The following is a 17,158-nucleotide window of genomic DNA, read 5'->3' as shown; positions in this document are numbered from 1 at the left end:
ATAAGTATATGACCGCTCTGGTTATCGTTCAGTTTAAGTGTTGGGGTCGCGGTGATACCTTCGCGTGCCCCCTCATTAGCCTGCGCCTGAATAATTGCCTCGGGACGTGTGCTATCCATGCAGGCCTGCATTGCTGGAGTGAGCGCAGGGTATTGCATGTTTTCAGGTATGCCAGCCCCGTCACTGCGGGTTTGCTGATAGACCCAGGTGACAGCCTGCCAGAACGCAGTGTGACCCTTCGGCCTCTCCCGCACACTCAACCAGCCGGGCTTGTCGAGTTGCGGCGGGTGCATGCATGGGGAGTGGCAGATGGTGCCATTGCAGGTTCGTGTCGGGATTTCGATCGACCCATGCCCTAAGCTCTGGGTAGTAACTCTTACAAAATGGGCATTCCAGATCAGCGTACAGGACCAGGGTGAAACGTGAGTTGGCTTTGCCGTACCTCCATGGTGGAATCGCTTCAAAATTTTGTGAGGAAGTGTTGTCCGCACTGACCTTTGCAGGTGAACTGGATTTGTTCGTCAAGTACCATGTCGCCAGAAGCAATCCGGTAAGAGTGAGAACTATCAGTGACCTCAACAGGCGATGAAGGGGAAAATGAGAAAAAGGAGAGAATTGCATAACAGGCTCCAGGTCATCTGCTGAAAGGTCGGGTTGTTCGCGTCGGTTCTTCATCACAGCCGAACACAACCGTTCTGTTTTTGGGACAAATAAAGAGAATTTGACCGAACCGGGTTGTTGGTTGGCCTGTTACGTCTATCTGACCACGATTCAAGGGGCTACAGACTGTTCCAGCCGGAAGACGCCGGCCACTTCCCGGTTCAGTCCAATGCGTCCAGAGGCAAAGAGTTGATGCCGCGCGCCCGGTCGATTTTTTCCGCGACCTGGAAGGCGGCATCGAGTTCGCTGACGCCGAACTGTTGCATCAACTGGTAGCGCTCGGCTTTCTCTTCCGGCTCGGTCATGGCGAGCGCCAGGTACAGGCTGGGCGGGACCGCGCGGAACAGCAGTTCCATCGACTTGGACAGGATCACGCCTTCCGTGAACTTCCCTGCCTCCTTCCTGGCCGAGAGCATCAGGGCTTTCTGTGACGGGTTGAGCTCACGGAAGCGGGCGATCTTCTCAACCTCGTCGGGTGGCATGCTGAGGCAGACCCACCATTCAATCATGTTGAGCATGGGCTCCGCCGCCTTCGGCAGGTCGTCGAGGTTCTGTGTGGCTAGCCAGTACCAGGCCCCCAGCTTGCGCCACATTTTGGTGATTTTCACGACATAGGGCGCGAGCAAAGGGTTTTTGGTGATGATATGGCCCTCATCTGTCACGTTGATGATGGGGCGGCCGAGGAACTGATCGCGTTCGGCGATGTTGTTGACCGTGTTGATCAGGCTGATGTAGGCGATCGAGAGTTGTGCGTTGTAGCCCTCGCGCGCGAACGTTGCCAGGTCGACGATGGTGATGTCCGCTTCCGGCCACGGAGTACCGGGCCGGTCGAACATTTCTCCGTCGATCCCTTGACAGAACATATCCATTGCATCCGACATTTCCAGTAAGCGTGTGCGGCGGGTTTCAGGTAGCGTGGAATCACGGCCGCGCTCACGCAACGCATCGCGCACGTCGCGGGTCAACACCGTGCGCTTCTCCGATACGCAACGCTGTGCGGCCTCAAGGATGCACTGGCGGATCAGGCTGCGATCGGCCCGCGTCATTCGGGCTTCCTCCTTGTCCTCGCCGCCTGTGATCATGAGCCGGGCAGTGATTTCCAGTTCCCCGAGGACGTCACGCTGTTCGTCGCCTTCCGTCGATTCCTCGTCCGCGGTGTCGTCGTCCAGCGCATCCGCATCGAGCGTCTGCACCTGGCTTGGCGTATCCACCAGCCGCCAGGCATCGGCAAACGGTGCGAGGCTCACGCCAGCGCCGGGCGACAGCTTGACGCGATGCACGGTGAGGCCCAGCCGCGCCGCGAAATCGCCGAACAGGCCGAAGCTGTTGCCAGCTTCCACGATGAACATTCGCGGGCGATAAATCGCCGTGATCTGGTTGAGGATGTTGTTCAGGGTGGCGCTCTTGCCCGAGCCGGTGGGCCCGAACAGGAACAGGTGCGCATTCATCTGCCGATCGAGGCGGTTCAGCGGATCGAAGGTGACGGTGCCGCCGCCGCGATTGAAGAAGGTGATGCCAGGATGGCCGGTTCCCTGACTGCGCCCCCAGACCGGGGCCAGATTGGCCGCGTGCTGTGCAAACATCAACTGGGTGTACCACTGCCGTTTGTCCTTGCCGGGGTCGTAGACGCAAGGAAGCCAGCGCAGGTAGCTGTTGAGCGGAGCAACTTCGTCTTCCTCACACACGGGCTGCAGGCCCGCATTGAGCAGGACATTGCCGAGCTGGAGGCCGCGCATATCGAGATCGGCCTGGTCGCGGCCGCGCAGGTAGAACGCCAGCGAAGCGCGGTAGAGCTTGTGCGAACTGCCGATCAGACCGCGTGCCTGTTGCACGTCCTTGAGCGCCTGTTCCGATGCCAGGGTTTCGCCGACCGCTTTTTTTGCCAGATGGTTCAGATGGGCTTCGAGAATGTCTTGCGGCGTGATCACCAGGGTGAGGCATAGGGTCGTGTCTTCGGGCATCTGGTCGAACAGGGCATTAATGGCGTCGCCTCCCTTGCGGGTTTCGCCGGTCAGATGGCCGGTTGCCGGCGGCGTGCGCAAACGGTCGAGCACGATGGTGCGATGGGGCATGCCGTCGAAGAACCAGAGGCCGTTTTCGACATCGGATCTCGGCTGGCCGAAAAACAGCCGCTGCGCGAAGTCAGTGCCGCTGGCAAGTTCCAGTTCGCCTTCTTCGGTGTCTTCAGGATAGGAAGCCAGGCGATAGAACCGCTCGCGGTCTTCGTCTGTCGGACCCAGCAGCGCCGGTCCTGGATTGAACCAGGGCAGCAACCAGGCGTGGATCGCGGCGGCATCGAGGCGGTGCGCCTGCACACCGGCATTGGCGAGGCCGCCAGCTAGGCGTTCGCAGACGACATTCAGCGCCTGTTCGGGGGATTGCCCGCGCCGGGCCGGCGCATTGCCGACGCGCCGATAGACGACCAGCCGGACACGTCGTGTCTGCCCGCGCCAGGGCAAGCGTGTGACCGTGCGATCCTCGAACAGCCCTCCCTGCCGGGAGACGGCGCGCAGATGGTGGCCGAAGAAACGGAGATAGAACTTCGTGAACTCGCTTTCCCTGGCCCGAGGCTGAAGGTAGTTTTCAAGCGTGGAAAGATAGCGGTTCCAGTCGGCATCATCCTGTGCATACAACTGCACCACCCATGGGGACTCGTCCAGTTCGTCGAAACTGTCCTGCAGCGCGTTTTCCAGCGCGTCCCGGACCTGAGCCAGCCAGGATGCTTCCCGTCCTTCCGTGCCGATCGGCATCAGTTCGAAGAATGCCGCGACGGAAACACCGTCCTCCAGAAGCATGCACCTGGACTCCGGCAGATACTCCACCCACGGCAGCAGGTCGGCAAAGGACGGTGAAACGTCGTACAGCGCCTGTTCATCGGCCAGGGTTGCGGGCCTGTGCCTGGTGGCGTCCCGCTTGCCGGGTTCAGGGATTCCGTGTGCCTCCAGTGACGCGAGATAGCGAGCCCAGGCATCCGATGGAGCATCTGGCGAGGAGCCGCTATTGACCTCTGTCGCCGTAGCGCGGCGTTTGAAAAACGGTCCCATCAGTAGTCCTCAGTCCGTTCGCCCGGCATGGCGTATTGCACGCGCTGGTACAGCGGGAAGACAGTGGTGTAGCCGGGGATGGGCACCGGATCGGTGCCCGCGAGATGGGGAAACACGTACAGGGTGAGATCAGGATTCGGCAGGCGCTGGAACTGCCGGTAGATCTCGTTTTGCGCCGTGCGCGTATAGCTGGCATTGACCGCAGGCGCGGCCTTCACATCGACTTCGGTCAGCGGACGGCGCAACGATTGTCTGGCGTCTAGCAACTGACGTGCGATCTGGCCACCGCGGGCGTTGCCGCCGGTTTCCTCGTTCCAGATGTCCATCATTGTCTTTCCATCGTGGGGCAGCAGTTTTTCCTTGCTGGTCGAGCAACCGCCAAGCGCCACGGCAATGACCAGCACCGCCAGGCCGTTAATCCAGATCCTGTGCATCAGAAGCACCTCCGAGACGATGATCGACCTTGCGCCCCTTCGGGTCGTAATCGATGGTGAAGGGTTGTTCGAGATGAACCGCGACCCTGGCGCCGGGTTTGACGTACACCGCTGCGAATGCCTGGCCATAGAGCTTGTTCACCCACTGCGACATGTCCTGGACGCCACCGGCGAGGATGCGGCCCATCGCTTCGTTGCCGGAAATGCCGACCGTGCCGAGCGAGCCGTTGTTGTTGGCGACCACCGCCACGCTGCCGTTGTCGGATTTGATCAGCGATGCCGCACCTGCCCCGGCAGCGGTGATCAGTGCCTGAGTGCCGAGATACTGCTGGGCATTGCTGCGCCGTTCACCGCTCACGCAGGGAATGCCGTAGGGATCGCTGATCCAGCCGAGGCCGTCCTGCGTACTGTTGCCGTTGTTGCTTTGCTGACGGTTGCCGCCACGCTCGCCATCCTCGGGCACCGTGCGGATGGTGCCGTCATGGAACACGAAAGTGACCGAACGGATTTGGCCGCGCACGCAGGAGAGCGTCCAGTCGCCCGACGCCGTTCCGCTGACGACCGCACCGGCGACATCGGGAATGTCGATGCCATTGGCGGTAAGGTTGTCCGGACCGATCAGGACCTTGAAGGGGTATGGATCGTTCACGGTCCCGTCGACAGGCACACGCCCGATCAACGCCGTCATCGAAATCGACCCCATCAACGTGGCGTTCGTAGGTACGGTAAAAACGGGCTTCGCCGTGGAGACGCCGGTTGCCTTACTGCCGGCGTCGACGACTGCATCCCTCGTCGTATCCAGCGTTTTCTGTGCCGGGCCGAAACTGGTCGGGAATGTGAAGTTCCCGGCTGTGCCAAGGGTACGGCTTTTGCCGTCGCTGCGGGCATCCTCCGGCTCGATCCAGCGAACACCATCGGCTTCGGGTCCGTCACCAGGCTCCAGTCCCAACCCGACCGGCAGATCGGCATGTCCGCTCTTGTTGCTCAGGTTCTCGAACTGGCGTTGGAGATCCTGCAGGAGACCCTGAGTTTGCTGGCGTTCGCTGGCGACCTGCTCGCGGTCGTTCTTCAACTGATTACGCTCGGTTTCCAGGGCGCTCTGGATATGGCGATCGATGGCGCCCTCGCGTTGGCGCAGGCGTTCGTTCTCCGCTTTCTGGGTTTTGTTGTCGGTCAGTGCGGTTTGCAGTTCGGTGCGCAACTGCCGGACCTGGCCGACCAGCGTCGCCACCGTATCCCGCGGCGTGTCGCCTTCGATGCCAAGGGCCCTGGCTTCTTCGGGTGTGAGCTGGGTTCCGCCATCACGGCCGGGCTGGCTACCCCCACCGGAAAACAGCTTCACGCCGACAAAGACCAGCAACAGCGCCATCGGGATCATCAGCCACTTGAGCAGGCCATTACCTTTCATGACGGCCTCCATTCTTGGCGGTCGGTGCCTTCGGCCCCGGTAGGTTCAGCGCCGCGTTGACGGGACTGATCGTTGGCAGCAGCGATTCAGCCAGGCCGTGTCCTTTGGTCACCAGATAAACCACCGACGTGTCATCGGGCGTACCGGCCGGCCCCAGCGTGTTGTGCTGGAAGGCCCCCGTCATGAAGTCGCCTTGCAGATCGCGTGGGTCGAGAGACAGCCAGCGTTTCGAGGTGTTGGTGAGACGCACAGCCGTGACCCAAAGGCCATCGAGCCACCAGGCGGCGAGCGCCCGGGTGCGTACCGGCAAGGTCGGCAGCAAGGTGTCCAGCGGCAGGTTGCGCTTCAGATTGACACGCGTGATGCCGGATACCGGTTCGACAGTACGCAGGGGCGCATAGAGGTTCTGGGCGGCATAGCGTGTCAGCACTACGGGCACGGGCGTCTGGCGAGCTGTGCGGGACACCGCGTCCTGCGTGTCGTCGTCAGCCGTTGCTGCCGCCGTCAGGTCGCCGTAGCGGGTGGGCGCACCCTCGGCTTCGACAATGCGCACAGGCTCCAGCGGTGGCTGACCTGCCGGCGCAGCTTCGGCGGCAATGTCCAGCAGGATCAACGCGCCGCTATCGGCGTCCTGCAATTGCAGTCGCGTGGGCTCGATCGGTTCGCTTGCACGCAGGTAGATCGCGCCGCCGGCACTCTGGATACGCAGGCGGCCGGCCAGCGATGCCGGGACGCCGACACGGACGTTGCGGTCGATAAAGACGACGCGCTCCTGATCCACATGCAGGGACACAGCCAGCGGCAGTCGCTCCCAGCGCAGGATTTCCAGCGCCTGGGCCGCAGTGGGCAGTCCCGCGGTGACCAGGATGCCGAGGAGATAGAGGACGTGTTTCATGGCGTGTCTCCCAATGGGCCGCCGAGGCCGCCGGATGTCGCTCTGGTCTGGGGCACAGGGGCAGGGGTGGTGATGCGCTGCGGCGCGCCGCTGTAGCAGTCGATGGCCAGACCGAACGGGTTGCGTTCCGGATCGACATCCGAGCGCACGACCTTGAGGGGGTAGCGCACCAGCGCGCGCTTGACCTGTTCGGAGCCGTAATATTCGTCTGCGGTCACATCCAGCGTGACGATCCAGTCGCTGTCCGAGACGGCCCTGACGCGCAGCGTGGGGTCTTCTCCGTAGCCCCGGCCGGGGATCTCGTAGATGCCGCGCACGCGCTGACGCAGTTCGCCGCCCGTGCGGCGATATTCGTAGTCGTGGCGCAGGAAACTCTGGCAGGATGGCGTGAAGTAAGGCGACAGTACATGGATGTTGCGGGAATAGTCTTCATCGCCATTGACGGGCCAGCGCTGGAGTTGCTGCCAGATATAAAACGAGAACGAATAAACCGACTCTGGCGGCACTTCCCACCATTTCCTGGTGCTGCCCGAGCGCAGGTCCGGCGGCACGTGAATGGTCAGGTCGCGCGGCGCATTCCACCAGCCGATCCCCATGACCAGGGCCACCAGCAGCAAAGCGCCCGCGCCCAGGCGCAGGGTCTTGATATGCGCCTGCAGATGGGTAATCTCGTTCTTGAACCGGCTCATGAGGCGGCCCTCCGCCTGGTTGTCCAGTAGCCCGAACGGGTCACCAGGTCCCGCCCGCCGACGAACTGGGCAATGCCCGGATGCCGTCGTGCGGTCCACCATTGGATCTGCCGGTAAAGCCAGGTGTCTGGCCTGCCGCGTTTCTGGCGGCGCAATATGCCGCCGCCGGCAAAGACGCCGGCGGCGATGCCGAGCACGATGGTGGTGGGCGCGATGGCGATCATCGAGAAGACAATCGCCAGCGGAATGCCCACCGACAGGCCGGCCGCGCCCGACAGGCCCGCACACACCCATAGTTCATCGGCCGTGAGGCCGCGAACGACCACGGGATGGCGGTTGAGGCGATGCGGCAGGAACGCTACAGTTCCGTCAGGCCGGACGTCCTGATGCTCAGACATGCTCGTACCTCACAGAACGCCAGTGGCTTCGGTGAGCAGCCAGATGCCGACGACCAGGAGGACGGCGCCTACCGCGACTGTCAGACCGAACTGGCCCCACGTTTTGCGGCCCGTGTGGATTTCGGCATAGGTGCCGTAAGCGTGATAGCAAACGCCGACGAACATCGATGCGACCACCAGCAAGGCGATCAGCATCACGATGTCGTAGCCGTAGTTGCGCAGCGTATCCATGATGCCCGAGCCCGTGCCGCGCGACGGGTCTTCAAGCGTGGGCAGGCCCTGGGCCTGAGCGAGCGAACTCAGCATGGCAAACGCCGGCAGGGAAGCCAGGGCGGCGATGCGTGCGTAGCGGAAGGGATGCGAAACCGGATTCATGATGTGAGCCTTTGCGTTACGAGAGGAGGAAAAAAGTCAGCACGACGTACATCGCGACAAAACGCACCGCGACACCGAGGAACTGACGCTGGGAAATCCGCTGCTCCGACCAGCCAACATAGGCCGTACGCAGCGCCCACACGCCCCACAGCAGCAGGACCGCGAACACGGCGCCGACCAGCACGACGGAGACGGCGGATGGGGTGAAGCCGCCGTTTGTCTGAAAGGCGGTGATCTGGCTGGAATTCATTTCTTCGGCTCCTGTTCGGAGTCCTGTCGGTAGTCGCCCTGCAACGCAGCGGGGTCGCGCGGTTGGGCGCGCTGCGGCGTCAGGTAGTCGTTGATGCCGGTCCGCATGCGCTGCAGGTCAGCCGTGAGGCGGGTGTAGTCGAAGTGATAGCGGGCGCGCTCCTGCGATGCGGTCGCAGCGGACTGCTTCGCGAGACGACCGAGCAGGTCCAGCTGGCGAACGAATGCCGCCAGGTGCTCCTTCTCAGTGCTGTCGTCGGTCGCGACTGCCGGTAGAGCCGTCGACAGGCCGATAATCAGCAGCGCTGCGAGCGTGCTGCGCCTTGCAAGTGCCGGGCGGTAGGACCGTGCCATCGTGCATTCCCCGTTGATACGTAATGGCTTGATGCTGCGGCGGTGAGCGTGTGAAAGCCGCAAACAATGAGAACTGCCGGCTCACCACATTCCTGGGATGCGGGGGATATGCCTGTCCGGACGTGCCCACGTGGTATCGGCCGCTGTCGGCTGTGGGTGCTCGCTGGGGGGACAGGGATCGAATGTGGCGTGTTCGCTTGCGCCGGAACCGCTTGCGCAATATCAGGAGAAAGATGCTTCCACTGCAAATAAGCATTCCGATAGGGGTGCTAATCTGACAAGCGCGCTCCCTTGAGAGCGGTTATTGAAAGTTAGGCGGGAGAATGCAATAATCCGCCTCATGAAAACACATAAACCAGATAGTCACTCCGTTGAGAGTGATAAAGTAGATGTTCCATTGCCGCTGCCTGTCGAGCGTGCCATCCGCAAGCTCGGCAGCGACATCGCGCTGGCACGCAGGCGCCGCCGGATTTCGCAGGCCTCGCTGGCCGAGCGAATGGGCGCATCCGTGTCCACCGTCCGGCGCATGGAAAAAGGTGATGTGCGCGTGCCCATCCACTTCTTTGCCCGCGCACTGCATGTCTTCGGTGAGATACAGGCGCTGGCTGGCCTGCTGGATACGGCGCGTGACGACATCGGCCTGACGCTGATGGACGAAAACCTGCCCCAGCGCGTGCGTAGCAAGCCGGGCAAATCGGGGGCGCTATGAAATCGGCTGTTTCGATACGTCAGCAGATTCAGGTCTGCATCGGCAAGGCGGGCACGCCAGTTGGCACCCTCGTCTACGTCAAGCAGGGCCGCCGCGAAAACACAACCTTCGCCTACGACCAGGACTGGCTGGCAAACCCGACCGGCTTCAATGTGTCCGCCGATCTCGGTCTTCACGCCGGGTATCAACCACGCAGGGCACCGTCAGCGCATGATTCGGTCTTTCACTTCGCCCTTGCTGATACGGCTCCAGACGCATGGGGACGCAGGGTCATCGCGCGGGACCACGCCAAGCGCCGGAAGGACAACGCAGCGCTCTCCCCGCTGACCGAGCTGGACTACCTGCTGGCGGTTGACGACTTTAGTCGGGTTGGCGCCTTGCGTCTGCGCGACCAGGATGGCTGCTATTGTCGGACGGTGGAGGACGGCAGGCGTAGCACACCGCCGCTTCTGGAACTGCAACGCATCTACAGCGCCAGCCGTGCGGTTGAGCAAGGCCAGGAAAGCACCGAGGATCTGCGTTACCTGCAGGGCAAGGGCACGTCTCTTGGCGGCATGCGGCCCAAGAGCACTGTGGTCGATGAAGATGGCGCGCTGGCTATCGGAAAATTCCCGAGCGTGGGAGACACGCGCAGCGTGACGCGCGGAGAGGTGCTGGCGCTGTGCCTGGCGCAACGTGCCGGCATCGACGCTGCGCCTGCCCGTATCGTGGAACTCGACGGCATACCGGTCGCGATCATCCGCCGTTTCGATCGCGATGGTGCCGACGGGCGTATACCGTATCAGTCGGCCGCATCCATGCTCCAGGCTTCGCGCGAAGAGGATCGAAGCTACACCGAGATCGCGGACGTTATCCGCTCGCTGGGACATGCGCCGACCGCCGATGTACAGCAATTGTGGCGGCGTCTGGTCTTCAACCTGTTGATCACCAATGTGGACGACCACCTGCAGAACCATGGTTTTCTGCATGTCGAACAGGGGCTATGGCGACTGGCGCCGGCCTTCGACGTCAATCCCTTCCCCGACAAGGATCGGGAATCCAAGACCTGGCTGTCAGAAGAGGATGGGCCGATCACCGATATTGAGATGCTGCTGGCCCGAAGCGCGTATTTTTCGTTGAGCAGGAGCGATGCGCTGGCCGTTCTGGCCGAAGTGCATGCAGCCGTTGTGGATTGGCGGAAGGTGGCGCTCAGTGCCGCGGTGGGGTTGCGCTCGAACGAGCTGGACGATTTCGCGCCCGCATTCGAGCATGAACAGATGTCGCTTGCGAAAACGCTGCTGGGTTGATCGACCCACTAACTGAAAAGAGAAGCAGGCGCAAAATTGCGCCTGTATTCATAGCTTCTGTCTAATAGAGATTCTTTCCAGAAAGAGCCGAAACTCTTTCGCCGTGAATCCGGTCATAGATTTCCTCTCTATGAACATTCACGTCCTTCGGCGCAGAGGTTCCGAACTTCACCTGCTGGCCTTTGACCCCCAGGACGGTGACGGTGATATCGTCCCCGATACGGATAATTTCACCGACGCGGCGCGTCAGAATGAGCATTTACCGTCCTTGCTGGCGTTTTTTTTGTCTGCCGAAAAGGCCATCAATGGCCGGAGGGAAAAAACCGCCAATGACAGCGCGGGCGGATTTCCATGGTGTTGGTCGCTATTCCACTCCGGGCTCCCTGTCTTTGACGTACCGGGTGGAATTTCATCATGGCAGAAGTATTTCGTGTTTCATGAATGCTTTTGCAGATCAACAATTGAAGATTGATCGTTATTGCCGATCAACTTTTGCAGACCCGAGTGTCAGTTTGCATTGTGGCAATACACCTATAAATACTTCTTGAAGCTTCCGGCGGCGATGTCCATTGCCAATCCCAGCAACATCGCGCTGGGCAACAGGATGAGCAAGGGACTGATACTCACTGGAAGCGCCAGGTAGATCACCCATGGCAGCACCGCCAGCGGCATCAGCGATGCTTTGGCGCGATGATAGATGAAGCCGGATTCCCGTCCGGCGCCGAAACGGCGGATGTCGCGGCGCACGAGGCCGTCGACCAGCCCGACGAAAGCTGCCATCAGGAACAGCGGCAAGGTCAGCACCAACACCATCAGGCGCACGATGAACACCAGGGTCGTGAACGCCGCGGCGATCAGGTAGCTTTCCACCCAGACATAGGCCTGGCTGATGTAGTAGCGAAAATCCCGCGCTGTGCCATGGCTGGGAGCGCTGGCATGGTTCGCCGCAGTGCGCATCCATTCCAGCAGGCCGGTTTTGACGAAGGTCCACTCGTAGGCCTGTTCGACCAGCCAATGGGCGGTTCGCCCCGGCTCCTGTATGAGAGCGCTGCGGGTGAAGTGGCCGGAGAGCTGGGTCAGCTCGTAGTCCAGCATTCCCTCTGCGTGCCGCCATCCTTGTTCCGGCCAGAACAGGTGCATGCCCACGCACTCGATGACGATGCACAGAAGGAGCGAGCCGCACAGTACCCCGAAGAAGCGAAACGGCAGCGTGATGATGCCGGCGATCAGCCCCTGCTGGCGGTTCTGCTGGCGTTGCGCTGTTGCGGCCGGATCGCTCATGGCAGTGCCGCCTCGTCTTCAACTGTGGTAATGTGCCGGAAGTCGTCGAGAAGGTCGTCCGGCAGGGGCTCATCCTGAAGGCCGGGAAGTCCCTGGTTTTCCCACCAGTCGCCGGCTTCGACGTAGTGCTGGCGCATGTAGCCTGCCAGTTGCTGCAGATCCTTCGGCATCACTTCGTCCGGGTCCGGCGCCGGCAATGGCATGCGAACCTTCCACAGGTTCCCGCCCTCCAGCAATGCGAACGCCTGGCCTTTGGGCAGAGACACCACATGCGCGGGTTCGATCAACGGCACGCTTGTCGTGGTGATGCGATCCTGGGTGTTGCTGGTGAAGTCCGTCTGGCCGCGAATATCCGAGCTATCGGAGGCGCCGCTCATCAGCGAAGTCGTGTAAACCTCGACCTTGGGAAGCTGTTTGGTCAACAGCTCTGCCGTGGCCGTTTCGCGTACCCGCAACATGAAGAGATTATTGAAGTTGCCGACGACCTGGCCAGCCTTTGCGCGGTTGCCGATGCGTGCTTCGATATCGCTCAGCGTCTGGGTATAGGCCGTGACCTGGAGGCCCGCGCCGCCACCTTTGTTGACCATGGGAATGAACTCATCGCCCATTAATTCATTAAATTCGTCCGCGTGAACGTTAATGGGAATTTTCATCTCGGTAGCCGCGCCGGGAAGGCCGTCATCAATCCCGAATTTGTAGATGTGTCCTGCGACGGATACCAGATCGCTGAACATCGAGTTTCCGACCGCCGCCGCGACCTCCGCATCCGACAGGGCATCCAGGCCAACGTAAACGACCGCCCTCTTGCGGATGATCTGCATCCAGTCGAAGATCGGTCGCGGGTCGTTCAGGTCGGAATAGTTGGGGGCGAGCAGCTGTGCTGTTTTGCCGGTGGTGAGCTTCTCAAGCAACGGCAACAACGACGCGACGATCTTGTCGAAATAGGTGCGGTCATAACGCACTGCCGACCGCAAGCCATCAAGCACGGGGTCGTATACGCGCACCTGAGACAGATACTGTTCGAGCGCCACCACGCGCTTCTCCCTGCCCATCATGTGACGGGGCGTGTTCTTGTCGTTGATCCGGCCCTCCAGCTGAACGATGATCTCCCAAGCCTTCGGCTCATGGCTTGCGAAGTAGCGTTGGGCATATTCGATGAACAGCGCGTCGATGTTCACGACATGTCGCTGGATCAGCAGGTAGTCCGGCCGCTGCCCCAGCTCCACCAGGGCCCTGGCGATGATGTTGACGAACCGCCATGCAAATTCACGGAATGCAGCGCTATTGCCTTCCCCGGAAAGCTGCCCGGCGATGCGGGTCGCCACCTCACTGATGCGGCCGAAACGTCCCACAGCGTTGTAGCGGGCCGAAATGTCGGGCCATCCGAGATGAAATACATAGAATTCGCCCTCACGCCCGGCGCGTTTGGCCTCGACGTACATCCGCTTCAACAGGTCTGCGTCACCCTTCGGATCGAAGACGATGACGACCTCATGTTCACCGGAGGCGTTGCGCCGACGGATGTCCTGGGTGATGAACAATTCCGCGAGCCTGGTCTTGCCAACGCGGGTGGTTCCCAGCACAAGCGAGTGACCGACGCGTTCGCCGAGCGGCAGGGTGACGTCGATCTCGTGCGGCTCGATGCCGTGCAGGCGTGGCATGCCTCCCACCGGGGGCAGCGGCCGCGCGGGATTCAATGGGCTGTCCCACGCAATCACCCGGGCGAGTTTTGAAAGCGGAAACGGCGCGAACTCCAGGCGCTCTTCGACGCGCCGGGCAAGACGGTAGACCTGTGTGGGTTCGACGTAGCGCCGAAACTCCGGTCGATAGGTCTGCATCAGCCGGTGGGTGTGGCGTTGATCCCAGCGAAAACCGCGGCCGATAAACAGGCGTTGCCGACTGACCGGCACCTGCCGGCTGGTCATGACATAGCGAGGCAGGCGGCGGATGTTGCGGCGGTATCGCAAGATGGCCATCGCCTCGCGCAAGCGGATGCCGCCGAACACGAGGAATGCCAGAGCGCTGCCGAAGCCCAGCAGCGGGCTTAACGCCAGCGACCAGGGGGCTACTATGCACACCAACGCGGCGCTGGCGCAAACCGCAACGGTGTATAGCTCCACCGCTGGCCGCAGCAGCACTTCCACCGCATGAGGCTGGGCCATGATGGCGCACTCACTGCTCGATGCCGGTGGCGGTGAGCAGGACCGGGTAATGCCGCAGTCCCAACCGCTGCGCGAGGTCGTCACCCGATACCGGAGACAACGTGAGCTCGGGAGCCAGCTTGCGCAACCCAGCAAGTGTCTCCGCCGATCCGACATTGACCACGAGACCGATGGCGCTGATTTCGTGCAGCGCCGCCTTGCGCTCAATCAGCCAGGTGCGAGAGCGTTCGTCATCACCGATGAGGAAAACGGGGGCCAGGCCTGGTGCCTGGATCACCCTGCGAGGTTCATCGCCGGGCGACAGCCGCTCCGAGCGCACGGGCAGCATATCGGCTTCGCTGAAGGTCTTGCCTGCGGACGGCGGCACCGAGACCCGCGGCGAGCTCGGTTGACCCTGGCGTGGTGGCAGGTCCAGCGCCTGGTAGTAAGGCAAGGCCGACCTGCCTCCATGGTCCTCGACCACCACGAGAGGCGGCTGGCCTGCCAGGGCTGGCAGACCACCGGCACATAACAGGGCGCAAAGAACCGGCCTCGCGGCAACGGCAGTGAAGGCAGGCTTCATGGGGTATTCCTCCTGGTGGAAGCGTCAGCACGGGAAGGACCGACCACACGCGCCAGGTGCTGGCTGACGCTGCGCCGGTAGCGCGCGGCGGGGGCGCCGCCAGCCGGGCGGTGATAGCGACCGATCGCGAGCAACCAGTCTTCGCCCGGCGTATGCTGTTCACGCAGGATTTCGGCCGCGATCGCGAGGTTGCGATAGGGATCGAGCAGGTCGCAGGGGTGGCTGTAGCGAGGCTTCTGGTAACCTAGGTTGATCTGAGCCAGTCCCGCGTCGATACGAGTTGGCGGCACTTCGCGCAACGCTTTGCTCAGCCCGCTGCATGCCTCGGCGTGGCTGCCGAAACGGCGGGCGGTTCCAGCGACATTCAGGGTCCAGGGCCATGGGACCAGTCGGCCACCACGCCGCAAGCCGCTCTCCTGCAGCGCAACGGCATAGAGCACCGGGGACGGAATATCCGCTCGCTGCGCCGCGACCTGGTAGGCAGGAGGCGGTATCTCCTGTGCCTTGGCGAGCGCGGTTCCGGCGATCGAGGCGGCCAGAACTGCAAGCAGGCGTGCGTAGCGATTCATTGCCTTTGCCATTCGCCGCCGATCTGCCGCACGACGGCTGGCAGATCCCCTTTCAGGCCCAGCGACAACCAGCGGCCTGCATCATGGTTGAGGGTGATGGAACCGCTACGAACACGGGCGGGGTCAATCCGGGCACGCTTGGCCCAATCGCGGATGCGGGCATCATCCTGGCGGCTGCCGACCATGTAGAGGTCGAATTCGGCCCCGGAGGTCTGCAATTGCTGGACAAGCTGGCCGCATGGGGCACAACCGTCCTTGATGAATACGGCCAACCGGTTCGCATCGCCCGGCACGCCGGTTGCGCTGGAGGTCTGGTTGGCCCCCGGCAAATTGACGCGCTGCATGCCCGGATGCAGGCGTTGCCAGGCAGCGTCATAAGCATGCTGGTAAGCCAGTGTTTTCTCGACACGCCGCGCTTCGACCTGAACCTGCAGTTCGGCGTAGCGCCGGCGCTCTTCATCTGAACGCGCTTCGATGCCGAGCGCGGTGAGCGGATCGAGATTGGGGGAAAAAATGCCCAGCGGACCGCGCATCACCTCCCGGTAACGTGTCCATTCCTCCAGGCGCAGCCCCCAGTCGCGGGCGTTCTGCTCATCGCTGTTGCTCGCGGTTGTCTCCTGTTCCTGACCAGGTACAACAGGTGACGTGGACGTGCGGGTGTTCTGTGCTGATACAGGGGAGATGACGCCGACGGCAAGGTTGGTAGCCAGGGCAAGCGAAATGATCATGCGGTTCATCTGGCCCTCCTATGGCGCTACCACGCGAAGAACCTGACCGTTGTTCTGGAACAAGGCGGTACGGTCTTCGATGGTTTCCAGCCGCCAGCCAGCCTCTGATTCACCGGGCCGCAAAACGCCGGTCAGTGGCGAGGAAGCTCCCCCCGCGGGCTGAATCGACAAGAAGCGTTCACCGCCCCGCATTTCGAGACCGACAACCTTGAATGGAGGAACCGCCGCTTTGGGCCTGGAGGCCTGGTTCTTCTGCGTGCGAATTGGGGCGGGCACGACCTGAGCGGCTTTCGCCAGGCGGGCTTCCAGTTGCTCGATGCGGCTATGCAACGGGGCAAGGCTATCGACCGTCAGCCGTTCGCCGAGGGCCTGCTCGATCCTGGAAACCCGTTGCTCGATGGCCTGACGCTCGGTCTCGAACTGTGTGGTCGTCAACGCGGCAGGCTGCTGACGCTGCGCTTCGAGCTGTTGACCCAGTTCTGCCAGCCGGGCCTCCAGGGCTGCGACTTGCGTGCTCTGTGCGCTGCCGCCTGTCTCGGTGGCAAGGTTGGACAACGCCACGTGATTCACCACTGCTCCCGTGCTGATCAGCAAGACCCAGGTGATGGTGACCACGCGCAGCAGTGGTTCGCGCGAGCGACGGGGAGAGCGAGGGATGGTGGTCATGGCCGCACCTCCGTTGTGAACGGACGTTTTTCGACATGACCGGTAGCCCTCAAGGCTGACTGCGGTGGCGATTGGGTCTGACTTGAAGACGGCTGCTGAGCGCGGTTGAAGCAAATCCTGCGAGCGCCATCATCGACTTTCAGATCCCATGCAGGACCTGCCAATGTCAGCAGGGCATCGCGCAGAAAAATCGGCCCCAGCCGATAGTGGGATGCGGGCAGCGGCAATGAGTTGAGCGCAGTGATGTCGCCCACCGAGCAAAGTTGGTAGCCGGAACGCAGCAGAACGTGACGCAGCGCATCGCCTACTGTCGCGCTGCGCGTGTCAGGGATGGCGACATCGACAACCTGCAGCAACAGGTCTTGCTGTGCCGATGCCGGCGCCAGTTCGACCAGCGTGTAACGGCCATAGCGAACGACGGGTACGAATTGCGGTTTCGGTTTTGCCGGTGCGATCGCCGGCTTCCCGATCGGGGCGACCTTGGGTGGAGGCGTTGTCGTCGTGCAGCCGCTCATCAGTACGGCGGCGATCAGCAGGCCGCAGCCCGCCAGACGGCGATGAAGGTGGCTGAATGGTTGCATGTGTTGGTTCTCTGGGACGTTGAACCGACACCATCGCTGTTGATGTCGGGAGCATCAGCAAACAAAGGGATTTGCTGGCTTCCCCTATTGAGCAATCTATGCAGTGCT

Annotated in this window: 19 protein-coding genes; 2 read left to right on the top strand and 17 right to left on the bottom strand. The window is 62.1% G+C overall.

The features are described from left to right. Positions 1–821: 821 nt before the first annotated feature. The 9 genes from ENTMO_RS0104405 to ENTMO_RS0104365 are packed head-to-tail and all read right to left on the bottom strand — an operon-like array spanning position 822 to position 8,506. A complete protein-coding gene (locus ENTMO_RS0104405; RefSeq protein ID WP_010427585.1) occupies positions 822–3,704 on the bottom strand; it encodes a conjugative transfer ATPase in 2,883 nt (960 codons plus the stop codon). Further along, positions 3,704–4,138: a TIGR03751 family conjugal transfer lipoprotein gene (locus ENTMO_RS0104400; RefSeq protein WP_010427583.1), complete on the bottom strand. Its 435-nt coding sequence runs from the start codon at positions 4,136–4,138 to the stop codon at positions 3,704–3,706. The genes ENTMO_RS0104405 and ENTMO_RS0104400 overlap by 1 nt, the downstream gene beginning before the upstream one ends. Then, positions 4,119–5,546 (bottom strand): TIGR03752 family integrating conjugative element protein, encoded by a 1,428-nt coding sequence (locus tag ENTMO_RS0104395; protein WP_010427581.1) that lies wholly within the window; start codon positions 5,544–5,546, stop codon positions 4,119–4,121. The genes ENTMO_RS0104400 and ENTMO_RS0104395 overlap by 20 nt, the downstream gene beginning before the upstream one ends. Next, the gene (locus tag ENTMO_RS0104390) at positions 5,536–6,441 is read right to left on the bottom strand and encodes a TIGR03749 family integrating conjugative element protein (protein ID WP_010427579.1); all 906 of its coding nucleotides are present in this window, start codon (positions 6,439–6,441) and stop codon (positions 5,536–5,538) included. The genes ENTMO_RS0104395 and ENTMO_RS0104390 overlap by 11 nt, the downstream gene beginning before the upstream one ends. Then, positions 6,438–7,130: a PFL_4703 family integrating conjugative element protein gene (locus ENTMO_RS0104385; protein ID WP_010427577.1), complete on the bottom strand. Its 693-nt coding sequence runs from the start codon at positions 7,128–7,130 to the stop codon at positions 6,438–6,440. Before ENTMO_RS0104385 ends, ENTMO_RS0104390 begins: the two co-directional genes overlap by 4 nt. Next, on the bottom strand, positions 7,127–7,528 hold the full coding sequence (locus ENTMO_RS0104380; protein WP_010427575.1) for a TIGR03750 family conjugal transfer protein: 402 nt from the start codon (positions 7,526–7,528) through the stop codon (positions 7,127–7,129). The genes ENTMO_RS0104385 and ENTMO_RS0104380 overlap by 4 nt, the downstream gene beginning before the upstream one ends. Positions 7,529–7,537: 9 nt before the next feature. Next, positions 7,538–7,903: a TIGR03745 family integrating conjugative element membrane protein gene (locus ENTMO_RS0104375; RefSeq protein WP_010427573.1), complete on the bottom strand. Its 366-nt coding sequence runs from the start codon at positions 7,901–7,903 to the stop codon at positions 7,538–7,540. A gap of 16 nt (positions 7,904–7,919) precedes the next feature. Next, positions 7,920–8,153, bottom strand: coding sequence for a TIGR03758 family integrating conjugative element protein (locus ENTMO_RS0104370; protein ID WP_010427571.1), 234 nt, complete (start codon positions 8,151–8,153; stop codon positions 7,920–7,922). Next, positions 8,150–8,506: an integrative conjugative element protein, RAQPRD family gene (locus tag ENTMO_RS0104365; RefSeq protein ID WP_010427569.1), complete on the bottom strand. Its 357-nt coding sequence runs from the start codon at positions 8,504–8,506 to the stop codon at positions 8,150–8,152. The genes ENTMO_RS0104370 and ENTMO_RS0104365 overlap by 4 nt, the downstream gene beginning before the upstream one ends. A 340-nt stretch (positions 8,507–8,846) precedes the next feature. Between ENTMO_RS0104365 and ENTMO_RS0104360 the strand changes: the two genes are divergently transcribed. Together ENTMO_RS0104360 and ENTMO_RS0104355 are read left to right on the top strand one after the other, a co-directional pair. Further along, positions 8,847–9,215 (top strand): helix-turn-helix domain-containing protein, encoded by a 369-nt coding sequence (locus ENTMO_RS0104360; RefSeq protein WP_041951347.1) that lies wholly within the window; start codon positions 8,847–8,849, stop codon positions 9,213–9,215. Beyond that, positions 9,212–10,501 carry a type II toxin-antitoxin system HipA family toxin gene (locus ENTMO_RS0104355; RefSeq protein ID WP_010427566.1) on the top strand — a complete coding sequence of 430 codons (1,290 nt, stop codon included), beginning with the start codon at positions 9,212–9,214 and terminating at the stop codon, positions 10,499–10,501. The genes ENTMO_RS0104360 and ENTMO_RS0104355 overlap by 4 nt, the downstream gene beginning before the upstream one ends. A gap of 61 nt (positions 10,502–10,562) precedes the next feature. Here ENTMO_RS0104355 and csrA read toward each other — a convergent pair whose 3' ends face one another. The 8 genes from csrA to pilL2 all read right to left on the bottom strand — a co-directional run bounded on the left by csrA (position 10,563) and on the right by pilL2 (position 17,050). Next, on the bottom strand, positions 10,563–10,760 hold the full coding sequence (gene csrA / locus ENTMO_RS0104350) for a carbon storage regulator CsrA (protein WP_010427565.1): 198 nt from the start codon (positions 10,758–10,760) through the stop codon (positions 10,563–10,565). Positions 10,761–11,032: 272 nt separating this feature from the next. Beyond that, positions 11,033–11,782 carry a TIGR03747 family integrating conjugative element membrane protein gene (locus ENTMO_RS0104345; RefSeq protein WP_010427564.1) on the bottom strand — a complete coding sequence of 250 codons (750 nt, stop codon included), beginning with the start codon at positions 11,780–11,782 and terminating at the stop codon, positions 11,033–11,035. Beyond that, on the bottom strand, positions 11,779–13,944 hold the full coding sequence (traD, locus tag ENTMO_RS0104340; RefSeq protein WP_010427563.1) for a type IV conjugative transfer system coupling protein TraD: 2,166 nt from the start codon (positions 13,942–13,944) through the stop codon (positions 11,779–11,781). Before traD ends, ENTMO_RS0104345 begins: the two co-directional genes overlap by 4 nt. Before the next feature lie 10 nt (positions 13,945–13,954). After that, positions 13,955–14,506, bottom strand: a complete 552-nt coding sequence (locus ENTMO_RS0104335; RefSeq protein WP_010427562.1) for an integrating conjugative element protein — start codon at positions 14,504–14,506, stop codon at positions 13,955–13,957. Continuing rightward, entirely contained in the window at positions 14,503–15,075 is a 573-nt protein-coding gene (locus ENTMO_RS0104330; protein ID WP_010427561.1) for a transglycosylase SLT domain-containing protein, read from the bottom strand. The genes ENTMO_RS0104335 and ENTMO_RS0104330 overlap by 4 nt, the downstream gene beginning before the upstream one ends. Beyond that, complete coding sequence (locus ENTMO_RS0104325; protein WP_029484959.1) at positions 15,072–15,812, bottom strand: TIGR03759 family integrating conjugative element protein; 741 nt, start codon at positions 15,810–15,812, stop codon at positions 15,072–15,074. Before ENTMO_RS0104325 ends, ENTMO_RS0104330 begins: the two co-directional genes overlap by 4 nt. A gap of 9 nt (positions 15,813–15,821) precedes the next feature. Continuing rightward, complete coding sequence (locus ENTMO_RS0104320; protein WP_010427559.1) at positions 15,822–16,469, bottom strand: hypothetical protein; 648 nt, start codon at positions 16,467–16,469, stop codon at positions 15,822–15,824. Beyond that, positions 16,466–17,050, bottom strand: a complete 585-nt coding sequence (gene pilL2 / locus ENTMO_RS0104315) for a PFGI-1 class ICE element type IV pilus protein PilL2 (RefSeq protein ID WP_010427558.1) — start codon at positions 17,048–17,050, stop codon at positions 16,466–16,468. Before pilL2 ends, ENTMO_RS0104320 begins: the two co-directional genes overlap by 4 nt. Positions 17,051–17,158 lie beyond the last annotated feature (108 nt).

It is taken from the genome of Enterobacter mori LMG 25706, assembly GCF_000211415.1.
Lineage (GTDB): Bacteria > Pseudomonadota > Gammaproteobacteria > Enterobacterales > Enterobacteriaceae > Enterobacter > Enterobacter mori.
This window is presented reverse-complemented; position numbering and strand designations above follow the sequence as displayed.

Bases quoted from the DNA above. Each gene is read 5' to 3' on its own strand.
- ENTMO_RS0104390 (WP_010427579.1), bottom strand. From the start codon at position 6,441: ATGAAACACGTCCTCTATCTCCTCGGCATCCTGGTCACCGCGGGACTG.
- ENTMO_RS0104395 (WP_010427581.1), bottom strand. From the start codon at position 5,546: ATGAAAGGTAATGGCCTGCTCAAGTGGCTGATGATCCCGATGGCGCTG.
- ENTMO_RS0104330 (WP_010427561.1), bottom strand. From the start codon at position 15,075: ATGAATCGCTACGCACGCCTGCTTGCAGTTCTGGCCGCCTCGATCGCC.
- ENTMO_RS0104385 (WP_010427577.1), bottom strand. From the start codon at position 7,130: ATGAGCCGGTTCAAGAACGAGATTACCCATCTGCAGGCGCATATCAAG.
- ENTMO_RS0104355 (WP_010427566.1), top strand. From the start codon at position 9,212: ATGAAATCGGCTGTTTCGATACGTCAGCAGATTCAGGTCTGCATCGGC.
- ENTMO_RS0104380 (WP_010427575.1), bottom strand. From the start codon at position 7,528: ATGTCTGAGCATCAGGACGTCCGGCCTGACGGAACTGTAGCGTTCCTG.
- ENTMO_RS0104375 (WP_010427573.1), bottom strand. From the start codon at position 7,903: ATGAATCCGGTTTCGCATCCCTTCCGCTACGCACGCATCGCCGCCCTG.
- ENTMO_RS0104365 (WP_010427569.1), bottom strand. From the start codon at position 8,506: ATGGCACGGTCCTACCGCCCGGCACTTGCAAGGCGCAGCACGCTCGCA.
- ENTMO_RS0104370 (WP_010427571.1), bottom strand. From the start codon at position 8,153: ATGAATTCCAGCCAGATCACCGCCTTTCAGACAAACGGCGGCTTCACC.
- ENTMO_RS0104335 (WP_010427562.1), bottom strand. From the start codon at position 14,506: ATGAAGCCTGCCTTCACTGCCGTTGCCGCGAGGCCGGTTCTTTGCGCC.
- ENTMO_RS0104320 (WP_010427559.1), bottom strand. From the start codon at position 16,469: ATGACCACCATCCCTCGCTCTCCCCGTCGCTCGCGCGAACCACTGCTG.
- ENTMO_RS0104325 (WP_029484959.1), bottom strand. From the start codon at position 15,812: ATGAACCGCATGATCATTTCGCTTGCCCTGGCTACCAACCTTGCCGTC.
- ENTMO_RS0104345 (WP_010427564.1), bottom strand. From the start codon at position 11,782: ATGAGCGATCCGGCCGCAACAGCGCAACGCCAGCAGAACCGCCAGCAG.
- pilL2 (WP_010427558.1), bottom strand. From the start codon at position 17,050: ATGCAACCATTCAGCCACCTTCATCGCCGTCTGGCGGGCTGCGGCCTG.
- csrA (WP_010427565.1), bottom strand. From the start codon at position 10,760: ATGCTCATTCTGACGCGCCGCGTCGGTGAAATTATCCGTATCGGGGAC.
- ENTMO_RS0104400 (WP_010427583.1), bottom strand. From the start codon at position 4,138: ATGCACAGGATCTGGATTAACGGCCTGGCGGTGCTGGTCATTGCCGTG.
- ENTMO_RS0104360 (WP_041951347.1), top strand. From the start codon at position 8,847: ATGAAAACACATAAACCAGATAGTCACTCCGTTGAGAGTGATAAAGTA.
- traD (WP_010427563.1), bottom strand. From the start codon at position 13,944: ATGGCCCAGCCTCATGCGGTGGAAGTGCTGCTGCGGCCAGCGGTGGAG.
- ENTMO_RS0104405 (WP_010427585.1), bottom strand. From the start codon at position 3,704: ATGGGACCGTTTTTCAAACGCCGCGCTACGGCGACAGAGGTCAATAGC.